Source organism: Algibacter ulvanivorans (genome assembly GCF_048381495.1).
GTDB classification, from domain to species: domain Bacteria; phylum Bacteroidota; class Bacteroidia; order Flavobacteriales; family Flavobacteriaceae; genus Algibacter_B; species Algibacter_B ulvanivorans.
Genome location: NZ_JBLWGD010000002.1, coordinates 332,935 through 355,985 on the forward strand (window position 1 = coordinate 332,935; position 23,051 = coordinate 355,985).

A 23,051-nucleotide genomic window follows, 5' to 3' on the forward strand; every position below is an offset into this window, starting at 1 on the left:
CATGAAAAAATATTTACTACATATAGTTTTGTTTTTTTGTATTTCACAACAAATTTACAGTCAGGACAATGGGGTTGTTGCTTTTAATATTCCAGCAAGAAGTTCTTTAAAATTTAACAGGCAGTTTATTAATCCAGCTTTTAGTTTTGTAAGGGAACAAAATAAATTTATTAGTTTTAATAATAAAAAAGAATGGGCACAATTTGATGATGCTCCTCAAACTTATTTATTCGGATATTCAGGCCGATTTAGCGAAAACATAGGTGCTGGCGTAAGTTTGTTTCAGCAAAACTACGGCGTTTTAACCACTTTTGGAGGGGTAGTAAATTTTGCTTACAATGTTGTGCTTAATAGAGATAGTAATTTAACTTTTGGAGTAAATCTTGGTGCTTATAAAAGTGGCATAAATCAAGGTCATGTTGTAACTAATTTTCCAGACTCATCGCTAGAAAATTTTCCTTCTAATTCAATAATTACAATAAATCCAGGTATAAACTATGGCACAGAGTTTTTAGATTTAGGAGTCTCAATTAAAAATTTAGCATCATATAACTTTACAACGTCTAAGATTATTGAAGACGACCCTGAACAAGCTTTTCAAGCCCATATTATGTATACAGGTTATATGGATAGCCGTGGTTTTTTTGATGAGAGTAAATTTACTGGTATAATAAGCTCTGAGTTTAAAAAAGATCAAACGGTATTGTCAGGAATGGTAATGCTAATGGTTCCTAAAGGTATTTGGGCTCAAGCAGGTTATAATACATTGTATGCCTTATCTGCAGGTCTAGGCTTGAATATAAGTTCTCAAATAGCTATAGAGTATAATTATGGTAAGGGTGTGGGCGGATTTTCAACTTTTGGAAACTCTCACGATATAACTTTGGCTTATAAGTTTAAAAATAGATATAGATACGATTATAGTGGCGATGATGATGAGGAAGCTTTATTACTACCTTCAAATAGAAGAAAAGTTATGGTTTCTAAACGAAGAAAGTCATCTAAAAAAGTACAATCTCGTAAAGAATCAAGTAGTGTTGTAAGTAAAAAAGAAACGAATTCTAACAAAAAAGATTCAGTTAAACAAGCGCAACAAGTAAGAGTTAAAACTGAAAAAGCCGCCGCCGCTGCTCAAGCTAAAAAAGAAGAGCAACAAAGAGTAGAAGCCGAAGCTGTCGCTCAAGCTAAAAAAGAAGAGCAACAACGAATAGAAGCCGAAGCTGCCGTTCAAGCTAAAAAAGAAGAGCAACAACGAATAGAAGCCGAAGCTGCCGTTCAAGCTAAAAAAGAAGAGCAACAACGAATAGAAGCCGAAGCTGCCGTTCAAGCTAAAAAAGAAGAGCAACAAAGAGTAGAAGCCGAAGCTGTCGCTCAAGCTAAAAAAGAAGAACAAGAAAGAGTAGAAGCCGAAGCTGCCGCTCAAGCTAAAATAGAAGAGCAACAACGAATAGAAGCCGAAGCTGCCGCTCAAGCTAAAATAGAAGAACAACAACGAATAGAAGCCGAAGCTGCCGCTCAAGCTAAAATAGAAGAACAACAAAGAGTAGAAGCCGAAGCTGTCGCTCAAGCTAAAAAAGAAGAACAAGAAAGAGTAGAAGCCGAAGCTGCCGCTCAAGCTAAAATAGAAGAGCAACAAAGAGCAGAAGCCGAAGCTGCCGCTCAAGCTAAAAAAGAAGAACAACAAAGAGTAGAAGCCGAAGCTGCCGCTCAAGCCAAACAAACAGAAGAAACTCAAGCTATATTAGTAGAAGATAATGTAAATACTGATAAAGAATTGCCTATTGAAGAAATAGCTTTAGATGAAGTCTTGTTAGCGTTTAAAAACACAACAAGAGCATCTAGTAATGCACAAAAAACATTATTAAATCAATTAAATGAAAAAGTAGCTATAAAGCAACAAGATTTAGACGATTTAAAAGAGGAAAATGATTTGAGCGAGCAAGGTATAGTTAGTGCTCCAAAACCGTTTAAAAGCGTATCGTCTGAAAATGCCGAAATAGAAAGTTTAAAATTAGCTATAGATAATTCAATAGTTTTTGGTGAAGCTAAAATTACCGAAATAGAGAAGCTTTATAAGCAAAGACTTAAAAAGGTTAAAGATAAAAAGGATGCTATAAATATTGAGTATTTGAAAACTATTAAAAAATTAAAATCCGAGCAATTACAAGCTAAAAATATGAAGCAAAATTTAATAGCTAAACTTGACGATATTAAAGTAGCTACAGATTTTGAAAAAAATAGAAGAATAAAACGCGCTGCTTATGATAATGAAGATGATAGATATAATAAGGATAGAGCAGCCTTAGAACGCATTAAGAAGTTTACAGAACCTAGTTTGCAGCCATTAACAAATGACGATTTTGATTATGGTGAAACACTAAGCAATATTCAAATAGTTAAAGGAGGGAATCATACAGAGCCAGGGTATTATTTAGTAGTTGCGGTACATAGTGATGTAAGTAAAAGAGATGAATTTTTACAAAAAGTTGTTGCCTCTGGCCAAAAAGATATTAACTTCTTTTTTGATGTAAATACAAGTAAATATTATATATATTACGATGTGTTTGACAATATCAATGAAGCCAAAAACTCATTAGATGCCAATAAAGGAACTAAACCCTTTAATGGAAAAATGTCTATGGTTAAAATTGAAAATTAATAAGTAAACTTTACAATATTATTGTATTAATTATTTATTAAATAACACTAAAAAAGTAAGAATTAAATTACTTTTTTAGTGTTGTTTATCGATTAAAGTAGTTATATTTCGTCAAACTACTTAAAAATATGCGCCTCTTCTTCATGGTTACAAATATATTTACGATATTTATACCGTTTAATAACACTAAACAAAGGTGAGAAGTTTGTTTTGTAAGATAAATTCTATTTTGTGTGGTGTTAAATAATAGGCAACACTTCTTATTAATTAGCCTCAATTAATAAGAAGTAAAAATATAACCAACCATGAATAAAACTACTTATGTAAGCAATGGACTTGTTTTAATGCTACTCTTATTGAGTTTGCAGTTGTTTGCACAGAATTTTGTTCCTTTTACACCTAGATTTAATCAAGATTTAAAAGGAGATATTCAGCTTATTGGAAATAATATATTAGGTCCAGATAACAATGCATTTAATGATGGAAGTGTTTATAATCATAATGTAGATATGGTTTACATTGATATTGATGGAGATGCTTCAACATTTAATTCGTCGAGTGCAGATTTAACTATACCTAACCCCGGATGTTACAGAATAATACATGCTGGGTTGTATTGGGGAGCGGTAACAGAAGGCACAGAGCCTTTTACAAATGTTAAGTTTAAAGGGCCTTCAGGTGGTTATCATGATATTGTTGGAACAGTAATTTTCGATGCTAATGGAAGCTCGGTAGATGGCGGAGATAGTTTTCCTTATGCTTGTTTTGCAGATGTTACAGATATTGTAACAGGTTTAGCAACAGATCTTGGAACGTATACAGTAGCAAATGTATCGTCTTTACAAGGCGAGACGGCTAATTTTACTCCGTATAATGGTACAGGTAACTCAGCTGGTTGGTCGCTTTATATTGTTTATGAAGATCCTACATTACCGGGTAAATCTATTACTAGCTTTGATGGTTTTAGTGCTATTAGTGTACCAGGAGGAAATCCAAATTTAGATGTTCCTGTTTCTGGTTTTAGAACCATCCCTGCGCCAGCACCAGTAAGAGCAAATTTTGCATTTGCAACCTTAGAGGGTGATAGCCCAATACTTGGCGATCAATTACTGCTTAATGGTTTAAATTTATCAACTGCCGATCGTCCTGCAACAAACTTTTTTAATAGTTCGGTAACACAGCTAAGCGCTTTACCAGTTACAAATAGAAATCCAAATAGTACTAATACCTTAGGGTTTGATACTGGTGTAATTGTAGTTCCAAACCCATCAAATACTGTAATTGCAAATGATGCTACTTCGGCAACAGTTAGGTTAGAAACAAGTGGAGATACATATTTTCCTTATTTTTTCTCTTTAGCCGTAGATATAATAGAACCTAATATTGTTTTAACCAAAATTGTTGAAGATGCAGCAGGTAACGATATTGGAGGCATGCTTGTTAACCTTGGTGATGAGCTAAACTATGTTTTAGGTTTTCAAAACACAGGAAATGATAATGCAACTAATCTAATTATAAGGGATATCCTACCTACTAATATTGTATTTAATTATCCGGCAGATATTGGAGTTCTACCACCTGGAGTAACTGTTCAAAGTTATAACCCAACAACCAGAGAGCTTGTTTTTAGTGTAGATAATTCTGTAGTCGAGGAGAACGATCCAGTTCAAGAAATTCGTTTTAAGGTTACAGTTGTTTCTACTTGTAGTTTGTTAACAGACGCTTGTTCTAATATTATTAGTAATCAGGCTTTCTCTACATATAATGGTACATTAAATCCAACATTTACCATATCAGACGATCCAAGTTTTAATACAAATACAGGATGTTTATTAACACCTGGCGCAACAAATTTTTTAGCAGATATAGATTGTGTGTTTGAAGAAGAAGTTATTTTATGTGGTGCAAGTACGGTTTTAACATCGGGTAGCGGCTACGATTCATATTCATGGTCTACAAGTCCATCAGGAACACCAGTAATAGGAACCACGCAATCTATTACTGTAACAGAAACAGGAACGTATTATGTAAGTAACACGGCATTAGCTCCGTGTCAATCTACAGAGCAAGTTTTTGAAGTTATAACTTTTGGTGCAGGTGTAACAAATCCTGTTATTCCTTATGCTGATGAAGTTGTTATTTGCCCAAATGATGGTAAAGAATTACCTAATATATTCTTATGTGGAGGCAATGGCCCTAGGCTTATAGAAACAAACATAACAGATACAACATCTATAATTTGGGAACAGTTGGATGAAAGCAGTTGTACAGCGGTTGTTAACCCAGATTGCGCTAATGAAGATGAAGCGTGTACATGGAATCAAGTTGAAACAGGCCCTAACTTTTTAGCGGATACAGCAGGCGAGTTTAGGTTAACTTTAAATTATGATGGAGGTTGTTTTAATCAGTTTTACTTTAATGTATATACAAATTTATTAGTGCCAACAGTAAACTCAAGAGATATTTATTGTACAACTCCAGGTGAAATTGTTGTAGGAAGTATTCCTAGTGGATACGAGTTTAGTATTGATGGTGTAAACTATCAAACAAGTAATGTGTTTTCTGTTACTACTCCTGGCATTTATACGGTTTATATTAAACAAATAGGGGTAGATCCCAACCCTTGTGTTTTTACTGTGCCCGATGTTCAAATAAGACAAACCAATTTTACAGTATCTACATTAATTAATCAACCACTTTGTAATGGAGATTTAGGAAACGTAACTATAGCTGCTAATGATGTGCGACCGCAGTATTACTTTTCAATATCGCAAGGCGGAACTGTTGTAAATAGTGTAGGCCCAATAACCCCAAACAATTATACGTTTTCTAATTTAAACCCAGGAACATATACTATTAATGTGTCTACTGAAGATGGTTGCCTTTATTCTGGAGATATAGATATTATAGAACCCGATTTATTAGAAGCAACAGCAGCATTAACAACACCGTTAACGTGTACCGATGGAGAAATTACAGTATACCCAACAGGCGGAACTCCACCGTATTTTTATTTTATAAATGGAGCAACCGATTTTCAAACAGTACCAACAATTGCAGTTACAGCTCCTGGTGTTTTTAATATTAGAGTTGTAGATTCTAATAATTGTAGTGCAGAAACTTCAATTACGGTTAATGCCATTCCTGCTCCAGATTTTACGGTTAATGCAACAGATATTGCATGTTCTGATACTGGCGATGTAGGAACCATAACTTTTAACGTTACAAACCCTAATGGAAATACCTTAGCGTATAGTATAAATAATGGAGTAACATTTACCAATTCAAATGTGTTTACAGGTTTAGCAGAAGGAACTTACGAGGCTGTAGTTCAGTATAGTATAGGTCCCGATGTTTGTGTAACTACACCTCAAACGATCACTATTTCAACACTTGCAACAGTTACAGGTACGGCTACATTAACAACACCTTACAGTTGTATTTCCGATGGAGTTATAACCGTTTCTGGTGTTTCGGGCGGTACAATACCATATTCTTATAGTTTAGATGGGGTTAACTTTCAAACAGGAAATACATTTACTGGTTTAACCGCGGGCACATATACAGTAACAATAAACGATGCAAGCGGGTGTGCGTTTATAGCCGCTCCAATTACTATTACTTCGCTTAACCCACCTACAGATATGGATTTTAGTAGTACAGCTTTAAGTTGTCCTACACTTACATCAGATGTTACAATAACATCGGTGTCTGGCGGAACACATCCTTTAGAATACCAAATTACAGCACCTTCAAGTGCAGTTACTGCATACCAAAATTCAAATGTATTTTCTGGGTTATCTCCAGATACATATACCTTTCAAGTTAGAGATGTAGATGGTTGTACATATAGTGAAACTTATACTATTGCATCTTTACCACCTATAGCTTTAAATGCTGTAATTACAAAAGATTTAGATTGTACAGCATCTCCAGATGGTATAATAACAGGTAATGTTTCTGGTGGAGTAGCTCCTTTTACATATACCGTTTCATTTAACGGTGGTGCATTTAGTGGTGCGAATGCTGTTACAGGAACTTCATTTACACACGCGGCACCAACAGATGGAACGTATCAGTTTCAAGTTACCGATGCTAATGGATGTATAGCAGAATCTGGAGTACAAACAATTAATACTATTTCTTTGCCAGAAATTATATCTGTACTGCAAACGCAGCCTATTTTATGCAATGGAGATAGTAACGCTGCTATAGAAATTAATATAAATAATGCTGTAGGAACTGCTCCATTTGTTATTAATGTAAATAACGATACCACAACCACAGATTATGGCACGCAAACATCTAGCTTGCCAGCAGGCGATTATACAATAACATTAACCGATGCAAACTCTTGTGTTGATACAGAAACTATTACAATAACAGAGCCAAATCCTATAGATTTTGCATTAACTAAGGTAGATATTACTTGTAATAATCCAGGCGGTTCAAGTTTAGGGTCAATTACTGTACAAAATGTAACTGGCGGAACCGCGCCGTTTACTTATTATATTACAAATAATTTTGGCGATGCAATTTCAGGTAATCCTTATTCGGCAACTTCAAATGAAGATCATACCTTTAATATTATAAATTTCGGAACGTATACCGTAAATGTGGTTGATGCTAATGGTTGTAGTTTTTCTAGACAGGAAACCATGGCATCTCCACCATCAGACTTATTAATTGATGTAACTAGTGTAGTTCCAAATTGTACATCTGGCGGAACTGCTATAGTAGAGGCCATTTCTACAGTTGGAAGTGGAAATTATGAATTTGCTATTTTAGAGTTTAATACATCGCCTTATGCAGCTGCTACATCGTATTTGCCACCAGATATAGGGTTTCCAAACCAAAGAACATTTGATAATTTAACTCCAGGTGTTGTTTATACGTTTGTAGTACATGATTTAACAACAGATTGTTATTATGTGAAATCTGCCGATTCACCTATAGCTCCAGCATCAACATTAACATCTACCGTCGTGCCTAATCATGTTGAATGTCTGGGAGAAAATAATGGTAGTGTAACATTTACAATTGATAATTTTGATAGTACAACAACATCTGTTGATTATGAGATATTTACAGCGTTTACTAACGTTTTAATTGATGGACCAACAAACATAGCAGTAACTTCTGGAACACCAGAAACAGTTACAACGCCTACTCCAGGTACATTATCGCCAGGCCAGTATTATATTCGTTTTACAGAAAACGGGACAGGAGCTTTTAATGGTTGTGAGTCGGCATCAACAATTTTTGAAATAAGAGAATCTGCTGTAGCTTTAGATATATCTGCATCGGTTACTAAAGATGCTAATTGTAACCCTAATTCAGGAGTTATTAACGCTATTGCAACTCATGGTACGCCTCCTTATTTATATCAAATAACAACAGTAGCTACACCACCATTAGCTACAGATCCAGCATGGGCATCGGCAAGTACTTTTAATGTAAATGCTAATAGTTATTATGTACATGTGCAAGATGCTTATGGTTGTATTCAATCTACACCAGTAGTTGTATTGCCTTCAGACCCATCACCTGTAATTTCGGCATCTGTAAATAATCAATGTACCACTACTGAAGGTCATTTCGAAATAGATGTTACTTTAACTAGCGCAGGTATACCGCCTTATAGTTATAGTATTAACGGAGGTGCATTTCAAACCAATACAGCACCGTTTACTATTTCTAATTTATCTTCAGGAACACATACTGTTGAAATTCAGGATGCTAATGGATGTGGTAACTTAGTTTCTGTAGATATTGCTGCGCCAATAGAAATTATTCCTACCACAACCGTACTACCAACTTGTAATAATGATGATGGAGAAATAACTATAGCAGGCTCTGGAGGAACAGGTTTTTATACCTATTCCATTAGCCCAAATCCAACCTCTATTACTTTATCAGGAAATGTGTTTTCTGGTGTGCCTTCAGGAACATATATAGTTACAATAACAGATACGGTAACGTCATGTTCAGAATCTGTAACAGTTGTTTTACCAGAAGCTACGCCACCATCATTTACAGCATTACCAACTGCTGTTACTTGTTTTGGTGATAATAATGGAGCATTTCAATTACATGTTAGCGGATATTCTGGAGCATATACTTATGAAGTTTTCGATAGTGCATCAACATCAGTTTTTGGAGTTGTAAATGCAAATACATCTACAAATCCTCATTTAGTTTCTGGACTTTTAGCTGGAACATATTCTGTTGTTATAACAGAAACTGCTAGTCCGTTTTGTACAGCAACAAATACTGTTATTATACCATCTCCAACCGAGGCGCTTGATTTGGTAGCTTTAGAAACATCGAACGTAACTTGCGATGATGATAAAGGAACTATTACAGCTACAGCTACAGGAGGTTGGGGAACTTATGAATATGAATTAACTGGAGCGGCTACAGTAGCGTACTCTTCAAATGGTGTATTTACTAACTTATCGGCAGGTTCTTATACAGTAAATGTTAGAGATGCTGGTGGTTGTATAGTGTCTGAAAATGTACCACTTAATTTACCTACACCAATAGACGCAACAGTAACAGCAACACCAAGTTTGTTGTCATGTTTTGGTGATGCTAATGCTACAATAGAAGTAAGTGCAGTTACAGGAGGTGAAACAACAAACTATACCTATACACTTAATATGACGGCTCCAACGGTAAGCTCTTCTGGACCGCAAACATCTCCAATTTTTAATGGATTAAGTGAAGGTACTTATCATGTTATTGTTTCCGATGGCTATAATTGTGAATTTACTTCTGCTAACATTGTTATTACCCAACCTACAGAAGTAGAAGCTAATTTAATTAAAGCAACATCTCAAACTTGTACAACGCAAGCAACATTAACATTAAGCGCAACTGGAGGAACAGGAGCTTACGAGTATAGCGATACAGTCACTTTTTCAACAATCTTAGGAACGTTTGCATCTTCAATAACCTTTCCAGTATCAACAGGAACTTATGCATATTATGTAAGAGATGCTAATAGCTGTGTATCTGCAGTTTCTAACGAAATAACAAACGAACCATTATCTACTTTAATGGTGAGTTTAGATACTACAAATGCTGTTATAAATTGTGCTGGAGACGATAATGGTGTTATTATAGCAACCGCAGAAGGTGGTTTAGGAAGTTACGTATATACATTGCAAGATATCTCAGGAAACCCAATTACGCCTGTAACCGAAACTAGTCCGGGTGTATTTACAAATCTTCCAGTAGGAGATTACCAAGTTCAAGTAAATAGTGGCGATTGTATAGAAACCTCTGTAGTAGCTCCAATTACAAATGCAGCATCACCTTTAGATGTGTCTTTCAATCCTATAGATGTAACTTGTAATGGTGAAAATGATGGTATGTTAGAAATAATAGCCTCAGGAGGCACAGGAATAATTAAATATGCTATTTCGCCACAATTAGATCAGTTTTTTGATGTTGATACCGTTGAAAATCTTGCTCCTGGTAATTACGATATTGTAGTTCAAGATGAGCTAGGTTGTTATGTAACGTATAATTTTAATATAGGCGAACCTTTACCATTAGGCTTTACATATACAATTAATAGTGAAGCGCCTTGTGAAGGAGATTCTACAGGAGAATTTACTATAGAAATTTTAGGAGGCCAACCACCATATAGTGTTAGTTTAGATGATGTAACTTATATATCATTACCACCAGGAACAACAACATACACATTTTCTGGTTTAGAAGGTGGAGAAAAAATGGTTTATGTTTTAGATGGTAGTAGTTGTATAGGAGACAGCCCGTTTTCTATTCCGTTACAAGATCCTATAGTAATAAACCCTATTGCAGATATTGATTACGAATGTATTAATGATTTTACAAATAACTCTAGTACAGTAACTAATAGCGTTACCGTAACAGTAGATGAGGGTATTACAGATACTTCTGTTTTAGAATATGCGCTTGATGGTGGTGCTTTTGCAACAGGAACAGGTGTTTTTGAAAATTTAACTCCTGGACCTCATACTATAGAAGTACGCCATCCAAATGGTTGTGTGCAAATTACAGATAATGGTATTCCTTTTGTTATAGAAACTTTTCAGCCTCTAGCTTTAGTTTTAGAAGATGGCGGTTTAAATGAAATTGTTGCTGTGGCTTCAGGAGGATCCGAACCTTATGAGTACAGACTTAATGGGCAATCTTACGGAAATGAAAACACGTTTTTAATTTTTGAATCTGGCGATTATACCGTTACAGTTATTGATGCTAACGGTTGCGAAGTATCTGCAACACGTTTCTTTGAATATATAGATGTGTGTATACCTAATTATTTTACGCCAAACGGTGATGGAAATTTAGATGAATGGGGACCAGGTTGTGCAAATCAATATAGAAACTTAACATTCGATATTTTTGATAGATATGGTCGTAAAATAGCCACCTTAAAAATAGGAGATAAATGGGACGGTAAGTATAGAGGTGTAGAATTGCCAACTGGCGATTATTGGTATGTTGTAAAGCTTAACGAACCGAGAGATAAAAGGGAATTTGTAGGACATTTTACTTTGTATAGATAATTAAAACCCTTAAAGAAAGTAATATGCAATTAAAAAAAATATATATAGGTTTGCTTCTTATGGTTATAACAAACGCGTTTGGCCAAGAATTAAACCTGCCTGTTTTTACACAGTATTTGGCAGATAACGATTTTGTTGTATCGCCAACTTATGCAGGAATAGGCGATAATTTAAAAATAAGAGCAAATGGTTTAACCCAATGGGTTGGTATAAAAAACGCACCCGATAATCAATCTATTTATGGTGATGTTAGAATTGCAGATCGTTCTGGTGTAGGTTTATCGTTTTATAATGATAGAAACGGAAACACCATTCAAACTGGTGGAAAAATATCGTTTGCACATCATTTGGTTTTAGATTATTATTCAAAACTATATCTGTCTTTTGGTATTTCTTATAACATAAATAATTTTAGAATAGATATTGATAATTTTAATACCACTTACGAAAATCCAATAATAGACCCTTTTGTTACTGATGATAGAAGAACAAGTAACAATAATTTTGATGTAGGTGCTTTGCTGAGGTATAAAGGTGCATTTTTTAGTTTTAACGCCAATAATATTCTAGATAAAAATCTAGATAAAACGATACGAGTTTCAGAGCCTAATTTGTTGTTAAATTATCAAATATATTCTGGCTATACATTTAAAGGACCTAAAAAAAGTGGTTTAGAATACGAACCTTCTATTTACTACCAAATGTTTACCAGCGATAAACGTTCGAGTACCGATGTTAATTTTAAGTTTAGAAAATACAATAGAAATTACGATTATTTCTGGGCAGGAATTTCTTATCGTTTTTTAAACGACCAATTTTTTAAACCTTTAAATATTGGACCAATGGTAGGGTTTCAAAAATCTATTTTTTACTTTGGCTATGCTTACCAAATTACTACAAACGAGCTATCTGCTTACAATTCTGGAACCCATGTTGTAACTATAGGATTAAACTTTTTACAAGGTATTAGTAATTGTCCTTGTACACAAAGTGCTGTTCGTAAATAATTAAAGTTATTAGCTATTTATCTTTTTTTTAATTTTTTTAAAACCAGTTGTATTATTTTTTCGTTAGTATTATAAAGTTAGTTAAAATGTAAAATTAATTCAGTTTACTGTTTTATTTTCGTTTTTAATATTTTCTACTGTAAAGGCATTAGAAAAAATTATAATTTAAGATTAAATGTATACAAACACTTGCAAGCAATTAAAATCGTTGTTTTTAAACGTAGTTGTTATAACTATGAGTGTTTGTTATGTGTTTGGTCCAAATTATAAAGTGGTTAATAAGTTGTTGCATTCGCTTTCGCATCAAATTAATATTCAGGAAAATTTAAATTCGACAACTTTTAGTAAAGTGCATCATCACCATCATCATTCTAAAAATGTTTCAGAAATCAACCATAATCACGAGTTTTTAGAAATTTTAAATGAAGTATTAGAAGCTTCAAGCACAAAAAACAATCCTGAAACTCCAGAAATATTAGAGTTTAAAATAGATAAGCATATAAAAACAAGGGAAGATTATTTAACCAGGCATCTTTTTTGGTTTTCAACATATAAGAAAGTTTTTTTTGCTCCATATCAAAAAGTTTCAAAAGGTTTTTTAAAAGAAATAATTAAACCTCCGCAATTTGGTTAGTATTATAGTTTGTTGTGTTTAATTAGCAAACCAACAACTAAAAAATAATTTAATCACACAATTTTTATTCAATACTCTGCACATTTTTATTGGCTGTAGAGTAAAATACAATTACAATGTTAAAAAATACAATAATACTATTATTGTTGCTATTTAGTGTTGGGATAATAAACGCCCATGAGTTAAATGGAACAGTAATATCAGAAGATAATGGGAAACCACTCCAAGGTGTTGGGGTTTACAATAAAACAACCGGGAATTATACTTATACTAACGTAGCTGGGTATTTTGAAATTGATGACGTATCGGAAAATGACGTTATTTATTTTTACCAATTAGGTTACGAAAACAAACAACTTGTTATTAATAATTCTCATTTAAATAGTACTGTAAATATTAGTTTGTTAATATCTTCAGCATCGCTAGATCAAGTTTTAATCGTATCAAAAGTAAATACTTTAAGTACATTTTTAGATGTCGATATAAAAACAAACCCTGTAAAATCTTCGCAAGAAATTTTAAGAAAAGTGCCAGGTTTAATTATTGGGCAGCATGCTGGTGGTGGTAAAGCCGAGCAAATATTTTTAAGAGGGTTTGATATTGATCATGGTACCGATATAGCCATTAATGTAGATGGTATGCCGGTAAATATGGTATCGCATGCGCATGGTCAAGGTTATGCAGATATGCACTTTATAATACCAGAAACTATTAATAATATAGATTTTGGTAAAGGTTCTTATTATGCCGATAAAGGAAATTTTAATACGGCTGGATATGTAGATATAAATACAAAAAAAACAATCGATAATAATCTTGTATCGTTAGAAGCGGGACAATTTAATACCTTACGTGCTTTAAGTATGGTAAAATTAGTAGATCTGGAAAATAGTTCTGCTTATTTAGCTTCAGAGCTTATGCTTTCTGATGGCGTTTTTGAGTCGCCTCAAAACTTTAATCGTATTAATATTATGGGGCGATATAATTTTAATAATTATAAAGACCAAGAATTTAATATCGCTCTTTCTCATTTTCAAAGTAAATGGGATGCTTCGGGGCAAATTCCTGTGCGAGCAGTAGAAAGCGGACAAATTGGACGTTTTGGTGCTATTGATGATACCGAAGGCGGAAATACAAGCAGAACAAACCTTTGGTTAAACCATACTAAACAGTTAAATGAACATTCGGCTTTTAAATCATCAGCTTATATAACTAAATATGATTTCGAGTTGTTTTCGAATTTTACATTTTTTCTAGAAGATCCTGTAAATGCAGATCAAATTCGTCAATACGAAGATAGAACCATTATAGGCGCACAAACAGCTTTAGAGAAATCGTTTCATCTTGCAGACCACAATGCACAATTAAAATACGAATTGGGTGTTGGTTTTAGGTATGATGATGTTAATGATGTACAGCTGTCTAGAACTAAAAATAGACAAGAACTGTTAGAGCGTTTAGCTTATGGAAATGTAGATGAGTTTAATGGGTTTTCGTTTGCTAATATCATGTACAAGAAAAATAAATGGACCATTAATCCGGGGCTGCGTTTAGATTATTTTAATTTTAACTACGAAGATTTATTGACAGAGGCATACGATAATAAAAGTGAAAGTAAAGTTTTATTAAGCCCGAAATTAAATTTCATATATGCACCATCATCAAAAATACAATGGTTTGCTAAAACAGGATTAGGGTATCATTCTAACGATTCTAGAGTTGTTACAGCAAATAATGGTAAAGATATTTTACCAACAGCCTATGGTACAGATATTGGTGTAATTACAAAACCTGTAGATAGGTTAGTTATTAATGCTGCTTTATGGAGTTTATTTTTGCAACAAGAATTTGTTTATGTTGGCGATGCTGGTATTGTAGAGCCTAGCGGAAAAACAAAACGTTATGGTGTAGATTTTGGTTTGCGTTATCAATTTAACGATTGGCTATTTTTTAATACCGATGTAAATTATACCTATGCTAGAAGTAGTGAAGAGGCTAGCGGTCAAGATTACATTCCATTGGCGCCAGATTTAACATCTTCAGGGAGTTTAAACTTTAAAAATTTAAATAATTTTTCGGGCGGGATTAGTTATAGAATGATTGGTGATAGACCAGCAAATGAAGATAACTCGATAGTTGCTGAAGGCTATTTTATTACCGATTTAAATTTGAATTATACACATAAAAACTGGACGTTTGGTTTAGTTATTGAAAATTTATTTGATAGCGAATGGAAAGAAACTCAATTTGCTACAGAAAGTAGATTGTTTAACGAACCTGCATCAGTTGAAGAAATACATTTTACACCAGGAACACCTTTTTTCTTAAGAGGTAAAGTATCGGTTAATTTTTAAAAACAAATCTTTTATAAATACCAAAAAGCGCGTCTTATATTTAAGATGCGCTTTTTAGTTTATCGCTCTAAAACTTTAATCATTTTAAACGATTTTAAAAGATGAAATAAGCCTGGTAAAATAACTAAACCACCAACAATTAAAGATATGCCAAGAACATTAATAGTTTTTTCTGGAGCAACCGTATCTAATATACTTATATCGGTTATAGATGTAATTATTAAATTAGGGTAATGTGTTATTATAGCAGCTAATAGTATTAAAATAACTTGAGTGCCAGCTAAAGTTCTGCTAACAATTCGTCTTGCTTTTTTTATGCTTTTTAGTAAAGGAAAAATTAAAATAGCAGAAACTAAAACTAAACCTATGATATATGGGTTTTTTATAAAATCTGTAACAAAGGTAATATTGTAAATAAAGCCATAGCCTAAAACTAAAAAACCAATAAATACAACAGCTAGTGTAGCGTGTTTAGATTTGCTTACAAATATATAACGGTGTTTATTTTCTACTTCGCCAATTAATAATATAGATGTTAAAAAGGCACAAAGTGCAGCAAAAAAACAGCCCACTAAAATTGAAAAAACATTAAACCATGGAGTTACAAATAATTGATAAAAGTTATAATTTTCATAATTATCTGTAATAATTAATTCGCCAGATAACATAGAACCAGCTGTCATGCCTAAAAAAATAGGGGTAACTAAGCTAGAAAATCTAAACATCCAATCGTATAAAATTTGCGATTTGTCTTTATAAGCATCATAGTGCCTAAAAACAAAGGCAACACCTCTTAAGGTTATTCCTAATAAAACTAAAGTTAAAGGGATATGTAAATATATAACTAAAACATTGTAAAAATCTGGGAAACCAACCCATAGTATAACGACCATAATTATTATCCAAATATGGTTAGCTTCCCACACAGGCCCCATAACACGGTAAATAGTTTTTTTTGTTAATACTTGACTTTTTTTTGTAGCGAATAACTCAACAATACCAGCTCCAAAATCGGCACCAGCTAAAATAACATAAAGTAATAACGATACTAATAAAAATGTTAAAACAACATATAACATATTAAACTAATTCAGAATTATTAAGCGATTTAATTTGGCGTTTCATTAGCCAAGTTACAGCAATGGTTAACACGCTGTAAAGCACGACATACATATAAAAACTAAATACCATGCCAGGCATTGGTGTTACAGCATCTTTAGTGCGCATAATGTTGTGTATAATCCAGGGTTGCCTACCAACTTCGGTTACAATCCAACCAGCTTCAAGAGCTATAAAACCCATTGGGGCAAGCCAGGTAAAAAGTAACCAAAATTTGTTGTTTTGCCACCATGTTTTTTTTCTTAAACTTATAAAAAATAGAATACCTACAACTAATAATAAAGTGCCAATACCAACCATGGTTTGAAAAGCGTAATGAACAATAGCGACGTTAGGTATAACATCTTTAGGAAAATCGTTTAAACCTTTAACTTCGGCATTAAAATCGCCAAAAGCTAAAAAAGAAAGTGCTTTGGGGATTTCTATTTTATAACTAACCGCTTGTTTTTCGTTATCAACAATGCCTCCAATATATAGCGGTGCGCCTTTTTGTGTTTCGTAATGAGCTTCCATAGCTGCTAACTTAACAGGTTGTCTAACAGCAATGTCTTTAGCCGATAGGTCGCCACTAATAGGTTGTAAAATAGCAGCAAAAGCACCAAAAGTTATGGCTATTTTAAAAGCTTTTTTATGGAGTTCGGTATGTCGTTTTTTATATACTTGATAGGCATGAATTCCTGCTACAGCAAAACCAGTTGCTGTAAAAGCAGCTAATGTCATGTGTAAGGCTTGGGTAAACCAAGCAGGATTAAGTAAAGCGTCTACAGGATTGATATTTAAAAATTCGCCATTTATATAATCAAACCCAGAAGGGGCGTTCATCCAACCATTTGCAGATACTACTAAAATACCAGAAGCAACACCAGCTATGCCAACTATAACACCAGTAAACCAATGGAACTTTTCAGGTATTCTATTCCAGCCATATAAATAAAAACCTAAAGCAATGGCTTCAACAAAAAAAGCAGCACCTTCTAACGAAAAAGGCATGCCAATAATGGGGCCAGCATGCTTCATAAATTCAGGCCAAAGCAAACCCAACTCAAAAGATAACGCAGTACCAGATACAGCACCAACAACAAAAAATATAGCAACGCCTTTTTGCCAAGACTTAGTTAGTTTTAAATAAATAGGGTTTTTAGTGTTTATCCATTTTTTATGGGCTACAATCATAAAAAAAGGCATAACCATACCAATACAAGCAAAAACAATGTGAAAGATTAGCGTAAATGCCATTTGTAGTCTAGCGGCATCTAAATTGTCCATAAAAATAGGATTTTAAGTGGTTATACAAAGATAACTCATGCTGTTGATTTGGCTTGTATTAAAATCAGCATTTTTAACTTATTTTTCCTTGTTTATTAAATGCTAAAAAGGCGTTTGTAACTTTTGTTTATATTCAATTAGTAAAACTTTAACATTTTATTAGAAAGGAGCCTTTTGTTTTATTGACTCTTTAACTAAAACACAAAATCTTTCTTTATACATTTGTTTGGTATTTTTTTTGCAATACATTTAAAAAAATTAAAAATGAAAAAACACGTAATTTTTATTCTTGCCTTATTTGCGTTTACAATAGGGCATTCTCAAATATTAGAACCTGTTAAATGGTCTACATTGGTAAAAAAAATATCAAATTCAGAATATGAGCTTGTTGCAATTGCTAATATTGATGATAAATGGCATTTATATTCTCAAACTGTTCCTGAAGGTGGACCAGTTTCTACACAATTTTCGTTTGAAGGAAATAATAAATATTTAAAAAAAGGAAATACTAAAGAAGAAGAAGGGGTTATAGTACACGATGTTACTTTTAATATGAAAGTTAAATATTTTGAAAATAAAGCTAAATTTACACAGCGCATAAAACTTAAAAGTAAGCCACCATTTACAATTAATTCTGAAGTTAGTTATATGGTTTGCGACGACTCGAAATGTATTATGCCAGACCCAGCAATTTTAGTATTCAATTTACAGTAATTTAAACTAAACCACCATAAATTAAATGATAAAGCGTTACTTTATTCTTTTGGCCTTAGTAGTATGTTCTATTGGTCATTCTCAAATATTAGAACCTGTTAAATGGAAAACGTCTATAGAGAAAATTACAGAAAATGAATATAATTTAATAAGCACAGCTGTTATTGAGCCAGGATGGCACTTGTATTCCCAAGAGGTGCCACAAGACGGCCCTATACCAACAACATTTATTTTTGATGATGCTAATGGTGCATTTAAATTTATAGGAAACACAACAGAAGATGAAGGTCATATTGTTGACGACCCTGTTTTTCAAATGAAAATTAAGTTTTTCGAAAAATCGGCTGTTTTTATTCAAAAAGTTCAGCTTAAAGGTCGTGTTAAAACGGTTAATGGTTCGGTAGAATTTATGGTTTGTGATGATACGAGGTGTCTACCACCAACCGAAGTAGAATTAGTTTTTAATATAAATGGAAGTGTAGCCAAAGAAAATAAGGCTGTAGTTACCAATCAACCTGTTGATAATGCATCGGTAAATAATATGCTTTACGGTATGACACCTAAAGACATTACATTAGTTTCTGGCGAAATACAAGAAAAAAAATCTCTATGGACTATTTTCGGACTAGGTTTTTTAGGCGGTTTATTAGCCTTATTAACACCCTGTGTATTCCCAATGATACCGCTTACCGTAAGCTTTTTTACAAAAAAAGGTGGGCAAAATAAAAGCTCGGGAGTAGGAAAAGCGTTGTTATATGGCTTTTTTATACTATTAGTATACTTAATATTAAGTATACCTTTTCATTTACTAGATTCTGTAAACCCAGATATTTTAAACGAAATTTCAACTAATGTATGGCTAAATGTTATATTCTTTTTAGTTTTTATGTTTTTTTCTTTTTCTTTTTTTGGTTATTACGAGTTAACATTACCAGCTAGTTGGACCAATAAAACCACACAAGGCGAAAATGCTGGCGGTTTTATAGGTATCTTTTTTATGGCATTAACATTAGCCATTGTTTCATTTTCTTGTACCGGACCAATTTTGGGCTCCTTGCTTGCAGGATCCTTAACAGCCGATGGAGGTGCGTGGCAACTTACGGCTGGTATGGCAGGTTTTGGCGTGTCTTTAGGTTTACCATTTGCTTTATTTGCAATGTTTCCTAATATGATGAATGCTTTGCCAAAATCTGGTGGTTGGCTTAATACTACAAAAGTTATTTTAGGATTTTTAGAGTTGGCTTTAGCCTTTAAATTCCTTTCTAACGCCGATTTAGTAAAACATTGGGGACTTTTAAAAATAGAACCATTCTTGATACTATGGATTGTTATTTTTGCAGGTTTAGCCTTATATCTATTTGGAAAAATAAAATTTCCTCACGACTCTCCAATTAAAAAATTATCTTTTGCAAGAATAGCAGGAGGTATTTTAGTAGTTGCTTTTACAATATATTTAGCATCTGGGTTTAGAGTAAATAAAAATACGAATACATTTACATCTCTAACCTTATTAAGTGGTTTAGCGCCTCCTGTTGGCTATAGTTGGTTTTATCCAAGTACATCAACAAATAATTTAAAAACGTTTAAAGATTTAAAAGCAGGTATTGCTTATGCAAAACAGGTTAATAAGCCTATTATGATAGATTTTACAGGCTACGCTTGTGTTAATTGCAGAAAAATGGAAGAACATGTTTGGCCATTAGAAAAAATTGACAATTATCTAAGGAATGAGTACGTTTTAATTTCGCTTTATGTAGATGATAAAAAAGAGCTTCCAGAAGATGAGAAAGTTGAAGTAAATAGAGTTAATGGCGGTAAGCGTTTACTTAAAAATTACGGACATAAATGGGCTAATTTTCAAACTCAATTTTTTAAATCTAATTCTCAACCTTATTACGTTTTATTAAATTCTGATGGCACTCAGGTATTAAACGAACCTGTAGGTTATACGCCAAATGAAAATGATTATGCAGCATTTTTAGAAAGTGGACTAAATACTTTTAAGAATAATATAAAATAAGAATGAATAAATTAATATACATACTTTCAGTAGCACTAATTTTTGTGTCTTGTAAAAAAGACGATACCAATAATAATTATGTATCACTTTCAGGAACCATAACAAATGCAATATCAGACTCATTAGTGGTTGCTCAAAATCAAATTATCAAGTCTATAAAAGTAAACTCAGATGGTACTTTTTCCGACACACTAAAAGTAGAACCCGGAAATTACGTGTTGTTTGATGGTAAACATGAAGCCTACATATATTTAAAAAATGGTTTTAATTTAAACATTACAGTAAACACCCAAACTTTTGATGAGTCTATATCCTTTAAAGGAAAAGGAGAAGAGGTGAATAATTATTTAGCCGAAAAAGTGTTATTACAAAATGAGTTTCTTAATTACGACGAGCTTATGCGAGCAGACAAAGCCGTTTTTGATGAAAAAATAAACTCAAGTATTAATCAATTTCAAGTACTATTAAGTAAGGTGCAAAATGTAGACAGTTTATTTGTAAATAATGAAGAAAAAAATTTTGAAGCCATAATAAAACAAATACAATCTGTTTATAGTAAAAAAAACAAACTACTTGTTTTTAAAGGTAAACCATCACCAAAATTTAATAATTACGAAAATTATAAAGGCGGAACAACATCGTTAGACGATTTAAAAGGAAAATATGTATATATAGATTTATGGGCAACTTGGTGTGGGCCATGTAAAGCAGAAATTCCGTTTTTGCAAAACGTAGAAAAAGCATATCATAACAAAAATATAGCATTTGTTAGTATTTCTTTAGACCGAGAAAATGCCTACCAAAAGTGGAGAGATATGGTTAAACAAAAAGAAATGTCTGGTATACAATTGTACGCTAAAGGCGACCAGAAATTCGCGAGAGATTATAATGTTTCATCAATACCAAGATTTATTTTAATTGACCCTAAAGGGAATGTTATTGATGCCAATGCACCCAGACCATCAAGTAAAAAGCTAATAACTTTGTTTAATCAATTAAACATATAGTTTTTTTATATGTAGTTTTTAAGGTATTTGTAAGTATTTAAAAGACTTTTAATTTAACTTAGTAACATAAGTTACTTAATAATTTTTTTAATAGAATTAATATTGCTTATTATTAATTTAATTGTAAGTAACCTTATAAAATAATTAAAAAACACATGTCTAATACCAATATAAAGTTTTCTAGTTTAGAAAAGTATTTTGAGCCATATCGCAATAATATTGTTGGTGTTAACCAGTATTTTGATTCGCCTTACGGAAGAAAAAAAATTATATATGCAGATTGGACAGCAAGTGGTAGATTATATAAACCTATAGAAGAAAAGTTAATTAACAATATAGGGCCTTTTGTTGCTAATACCCACACAGAAACGTCTATAACAGGTTCTGCAATGACTTTAGCTTACCATGATGCAAGGCAAATAATTAAAAAACATGTAAATGCTTCAACCAACGATATTTTAATAACTGTTGGTACAGGAATGACTGGGGCTATAAATAAGTTTCAGCGTATTTTAGGATTAAAAATTAGCGAAAACTTAAAAGAAAACACTAAGGTTCCTGAAGAAAAACGTCCAATAATTTTCGTGTCGCATATGGAGCATCATTCTAACCAAACATCATGGTTAGAAACCATTGCTAGAGTAGAAGTAATACCATCTAATAAAGCGGGTTTACCTTGTTCAATAAAACTTAAAGCGCTTATAGAAAAACATAAAAATTGCCCTATAAAAATTGCAGCAATAACAGGATGCTCTAACGTTACAGGAATTCGTACTAATTATCATGAAATTGCAAAAATCATGCATCAAAACAATGGTTTATGTTTTGTAGATTTTGCTTGTTCTGCACCTTATGTAAATATAAATATGCATCCAGAAAATGAAGATGAATATTTAGACGCCATAACCTTTTCGCCTCATAAATTTTTAGGAGGTCCAGGAGCTTCTGGGGTATTAGTTTTTAATAAAAAATTATATAAAAACTTAGTGCCCGATAATCCAGGAGGCGGTACTGTAAGTTATACAAATCCTTGGGGAGACCACGATTATATTGATGATATTGAAACAAGAGAAGATGGCGGAACTCCAGGTTTTTTACAGGCTATAAGAATAGCACTTTCAATTCAGTTAAAAGAAGATATGGGGGTGCAAAATATTTTAGATAGAGAACACGAATTGAATACTATTATTTTTGATAGACTAGCTAAGATTGATAATCTGAAAATTTTAGCCCCAGAACATAAAGATAGGTTAGGAGTATTTTCATTCTATATAGATCATGTGCATTATAATTTAATAGTAAAGCTTTTAAATGATAGGTTTGGGGTTCAATCGCGCGGTGGTTGCTCTTGTGCAGGAACTTACGGGCATTATTTATTACATGTAGATCAATTAACTTCTAAGGCTATTGAAGAAAAAATACTAGAGGGTTGTTTAATGGAGCGACCAGGGTGGATACGAATGTCTATTCATCCAACAATGACTAATGAAGAAATAGAGTTTATTTGCCATGCTATTAAAGAAGTAGCTGTAAATTGCAAAGCATGGGGAACAGATTATGAATATAACGCCATAAAAAATGAATATATTCATAAAGAAAACCAAAATATAGAAAAAAATATAACTAAAAACTGGTTTAAATTATAAGCGAAGATTTTTATTAAATAGGTAGAATAATTGCTATTAGCTTATTAGCAGTTAATTATGGTAC

11 protein-coding genes are annotated in these 23,051 nt (G+C 32.8%); 9 read left to right on the plus strand and 2 right to left on the minus strand.

The features are described 5' to 3' along the window. Position 1: 1 nt before the first annotated feature. The 5 genes from ACNG5D_RS07045 to ACNG5D_RS07065 all read left to right on the plus strand — a co-directional run bounded on the left by ACNG5D_RS07045 (position 2) and on the right by ACNG5D_RS07065 (position 15,215). Entirely contained in the window at positions 2–2,659 is a 2,658-nt protein-coding gene (locus ACNG5D_RS07045; protein ID WP_418182793.1) for a PorP/SprF family type IX secretion system membrane protein, read from the plus strand. A 305-nt stretch (positions 2,660–2,964) separates the two neighbouring features. Continuing rightward, complete coding sequence (locus ACNG5D_RS07050; protein WP_418182794.1) at positions 2,965–11,220, plus strand: T9SS type B sorting domain-containing protein; 8,256 nt, start codon at positions 2,965–2,967, stop codon at positions 11,218–11,220. 23 nt (positions 11,221–11,243) lie between these two features. Then, positions 11,244–12,227 carry a PorP/SprF family type IX secretion system membrane protein gene (locus ACNG5D_RS07055; protein ID WP_418182795.1) on the plus strand — a complete coding sequence of 328 codons (984 nt, stop codon included), beginning with the start codon at positions 11,244–11,246 and terminating at the stop codon, positions 12,225–12,227. Between the two features lie 175 nt (positions 12,228–12,402). Beyond that, positions 12,403–12,861 carry a hypothetical protein gene (locus ACNG5D_RS07060; RefSeq protein WP_418182796.1) on the plus strand — a complete coding sequence of 153 codons (459 nt, stop codon included), beginning with the start codon at positions 12,403–12,405 and terminating at the stop codon, positions 12,859–12,861. Positions 12,862–12,977: 116 nt separating this feature from the next. Continuing rightward, a complete protein-coding gene (locus tag ACNG5D_RS07065) occupies positions 12,978–15,215 on the plus strand; it encodes a TonB-dependent receptor (protein ID WP_418182797.1) in 2,238 nt (745 codons plus the stop codon). 59 nt (positions 15,216–15,274) lie between these two features. On the opposite strand, the gene ACNG5D_RS07070 is transcribed toward ACNG5D_RS07065, so the two are convergent. Together ACNG5D_RS07070 and ACNG5D_RS07075 are read right to left on the minus strand one after the other, a co-directional pair. Then, positions 15,275–16,294, minus strand: coding sequence for a cytochrome d ubiquinol oxidase subunit II (locus tag ACNG5D_RS07070; RefSeq protein ID WP_418182798.1), 1,020 nt, complete (start codon positions 16,292–16,294; stop codon positions 15,275–15,277). Position 16,295: 1 nt separating this feature from the next. Beyond that, positions 16,296–17,600, minus strand: a complete 1,305-nt coding sequence (locus ACNG5D_RS07075) for a cytochrome ubiquinol oxidase subunit I (protein ID WP_418182799.1) — start codon at positions 17,598–17,600, stop codon at positions 16,296–16,298. 264 nt (positions 17,601–17,864) lie between these two features. Here ACNG5D_RS07075 and ACNG5D_RS07080 point away from each other — a divergent pair, with 264 nt between their 5' ends. The 4 genes from ACNG5D_RS07080 (at position 17,865) to ACNG5D_RS07095 (ending at position 22,987) form a co-directional block, all read left to right on the plus strand. Further along, complete coding sequence (locus ACNG5D_RS07080; protein WP_418182800.1) at positions 17,865–18,314, plus strand: protein-disulfide reductase DsbD domain-containing protein; 450 nt, start codon at positions 17,865–17,867, stop codon at positions 18,312–18,314. Between the two features lie 25 nt (positions 18,315–18,339). Next, positions 18,340–20,334 (plus strand): protein-disulfide reductase DsbD family protein, encoded by a 1,995-nt coding sequence (locus tag ACNG5D_RS07085; RefSeq protein ID WP_418182801.1) that lies wholly within the window; start codon positions 18,340–18,342, stop codon positions 20,332–20,334. A gap of 2 nt (positions 20,335–20,336) precedes the next feature. Continuing rightward, complete coding sequence (locus ACNG5D_RS07090) at positions 20,337–21,341, plus strand: TlpA family protein disulfide reductase (RefSeq protein WP_418182802.1); 1,005 nt, start codon at positions 20,337–20,339, stop codon at positions 21,339–21,341. A 155-nt stretch (positions 21,342–21,496) separates the two neighbouring features. After that, the gene (locus tag ACNG5D_RS07095; RefSeq protein ID WP_418182803.1) at positions 21,497–22,987 is read left to right on the plus strand and encodes an aminotransferase class V-fold PLP-dependent enzyme; all 1,491 of its coding nucleotides are present in this window, start codon (positions 21,497–21,499) and stop codon (positions 22,985–22,987) included. Positions 22,988–23,051 lie beyond the last annotated feature (64 nt).

Bases quoted from the DNA above. Each gene is read 5' to 3' on its own strand.
- ACNG5D_RS07090 (WP_418182802.1), top strand. From the start codon at position 20,337: ATGAATAAATTAATATACATACTTTCAGTAGCACTAATTTTTGTGTCT.
- ACNG5D_RS07075 (WP_418182799.1), bottom strand. From the start codon at position 17,600: ATGGACAATTTAGATGCCGCTAGACTACAAATGGCATTTACGCTAATC.
- ACNG5D_RS07050 (WP_418182794.1), top strand. From the start codon at position 2,965: ATGAATAAAACTACTTATGTAAGCAATGGACTTGTTTTAATGCTACTC.
- ACNG5D_RS07085 (WP_418182801.1), top strand. From the start codon at position 18,340: ATGATAAAGCGTTACTTTATTCTTTTGGCCTTAGTAGTATGTTCTATT.
- ACNG5D_RS07065 (WP_418182797.1), top strand. From the start codon at position 12,978: ATGTTAAAAAATACAATAATACTATTATTGTTGCTATTTAGTGTTGGG.
- ACNG5D_RS07060 (WP_418182796.1), top strand. From the start codon at position 12,403: ATGTATACAAACACTTGCAAGCAATTAAAATCGTTGTTTTTAAACGTA.
- ACNG5D_RS07045 (WP_418182793.1), top strand. From the start codon at position 2: ATGAAAAAATATTTACTACATATAGTTTTGTTTTTTTGTATTTCACAA.
- ACNG5D_RS07055 (WP_418182795.1), top strand. From the start codon at position 11,244: ATGCAATTAAAAAAAATATATATAGGTTTGCTTCTTATGGTTATAACA.
- ACNG5D_RS07070 (WP_418182798.1), bottom strand. From the start codon at position 16,294: ATGTTATATGTTGTTTTAACATTTTTATTAGTATCGTTATTACTTTAT.
- ACNG5D_RS07095 (WP_418182803.1), top strand. From the start codon at position 21,497: ATGTCTAATACCAATATAAAGTTTTCTAGTTTAGAAAAGTATTTTGAG.
- ACNG5D_RS07080 (WP_418182800.1), top strand. From the start codon at position 17,865: ATGAAAAAACACGTAATTTTTATTCTTGCCTTATTTGCGTTTACAATA.